Annotated in this window: 2 protein-coding genes and 1 pseudogene; 1 reads left to right on the top strand and 2 read right to left on the bottom strand. The window is 65.7% G+C overall.

Features of this window, described 5'->3' with window-relative positions; genetic code table 11:
• The coding region (locus tag ACFW48_RS38730) for a plasmid partition protein (protein ID WP_386323376.1) at nt 1-574 on the bottom strand (574 nt) is incomplete at its 3' end.
• Nucleotides 575-1,098: 524 nt separating this feature from the next.
• On the opposite strand from ACFW48_RS38730, the gene ACFW48_RS38725 reads away from it, so the two are divergent.
• On the top strand, nt 1,099-1,323 hold the full coding sequence (locus ACFW48_RS38725) for a hypothetical protein (RefSeq protein WP_386323374.1): 225 nt from the start codon (nt 1,099-1,101) through the stop codon (nt 1,321-1,323).
• A gap of 62 nt (nt 1,324-1,385) precedes the next feature.
• Here ACFW48_RS38725 and ACFW48_RS38720 read toward each other — a convergent pair.
• A pseudogene (locus ACFW48_RS38720) lies at nt 1,386-1,604 on the bottom strand (IS5/IS1182 family transposase); the annotation flags it as partial.

Raw genomic sequence — 1,604 nt, 5'->3', positions numbered from 1 at the left:
CGTGGATAGGCAGGCCCTCACCGGTGGGCGCGTACTTCTGGACGGACGGGATCATCGTGGTGAAGACGTTCCAGCCCTCTTCCACCAGACCCTTGCGGATGCCCTCCGGCGCCGTCCGGGTGCCCGGCTGGACCCGGACCAGGAGCACCCACTCCTTCGGCCGGGGCGCGCTCGGGTCCTTCTTCTTGGCCCACGCCAAGTCCAGGAACCCGTCCATGGGCAGCTCTTCCATGCGTTCGACGTCGCCGTTGGTCGCTGCGCACACGACGATGACCAGGTCCGCGACGCGCAGCACCGAGTACCCGATGCCGGCGTGATTCTCCAGGTGACCGCAGTCGACTGCGCCGATGTGGCCGTCCGGGAGTTCACCTGGTGCCTCTTCGTGAAACCGGGTGTCCGCGAGACGTGTCACGTCGAACTGCTGGTCCGACGCCTGCCACCACCGGTAGAGCTGCTTGGACTCGTCCGCGTCGAACCCCTTGACGTCGTACCCGCGCTCGCGGAGGGCATGGAGAAGCCACCAAATGGCCGTCGTCTTGCCCGTGGAGCGGGGGGAAACAGCAGCAATGAACATGACCGCACGATACTGCGCGGCCCCCGCGTGCAGGTGGGGAGGCGGCATACGACAAGCACCGGCGGCCCCCGGAAGGGCGAGGTGGGCCTGCGTGCTCTTGCTCGATTGGCCGACCGCCTAGGGGCGTTGCGACCTGAGCCGCCCTCCCCATCACCGCTATTCGCCGCCCTTGACCGCCGTGTGATGTGTGTCACTCTCGATGTAGACCATTCGGGTGAAGTTCGTCTGTCTACCCGGCACCATCACTTGTCTCAGACTCGATAGGAATCGGCTGGTGGGGGATCACGCGAGAACGTGGGGTGATGTCAAGTCGGCTCGGTTCCGAAGCCTTGCTTCCCGTGAAGTACCGCATCTCACCTGGGATTTGACGACGTCTCGGACGTTCGTTCTTGGCTACTCAGACCTCGGTCCTGCGTAAGATTCGACCCGTTCGGCACCGCGAGCGCGCTGGGTCGGCCGGGGTCTGTGGACCGTTGGCCTCGACCAGGCCAGTCCAGTCGCAAGCGGTCCGGATAGGGGATCACATGTCCCGAGACACCGCCGATTCCGCACCTGCCGATCCGGGGGACCCGCAAGGGCCTGAAGGGGAGCAGCCGGAGGAGGGTTTCGGGGCGGACCACTCGCAGCGTTGGAAGAACGTCGTGGCCAAGGGGCTTCTGCTCGTTGTGAGCGGCTTCGCGGACAACGTCGCTGACGGGCTCATCTGGGCTGGTCAGCAGGCTATCGACTTCGTCGCCAGCCTTCTGTAAAACGCGCGACGCCCCCTGGGCCGCAATCCCAGGGAGCGTCTAGGTCCTGTCTGGAGTCCGGATCATGAGTGTGGTGCGATGCTGCGGAGCCAGAGCATCGCACCGCACAGGTGCAGTCCGGCCTCGTAGCTCTTCGGGGTCTTGTCGTACCGGGTAGCGATACCGCGCCAGTTCCGCAGTCGGTTGATGCACCGTTCCACGGTGTTGCGCTCCTTGTAGAGCGCCGTGTCGTGCGAGCCCGGCCGACCGCCGACGCTGCCACGCTTCTTGCGGTTCGCGGC

It is taken from the genome of Streptomyces sp. NPDC058812, assembly GCF_042744565.1.
GTDB classification, from domain to species: domain Bacteria; phylum Actinomycetota; class Actinomycetes; order Streptomycetales; family Streptomycetaceae; genus Streptomyces; species Streptomyces thinghirensis.
The sequence above is the reverse complement of the archived record's forward strand: the minus strand, read 5'-3'. Positions and strand labels throughout refer to the sequence as shown.

Bases quoted from the DNA above. Each gene is read 5' to 3' on its own strand.
- ACFW48_RS38725 (WP_386323374.1), top strand. From the start codon at position 1,099: ATGTCCCGAGACACCGCCGATTCCGCACCTGCCGATCCGGGGGACCCG.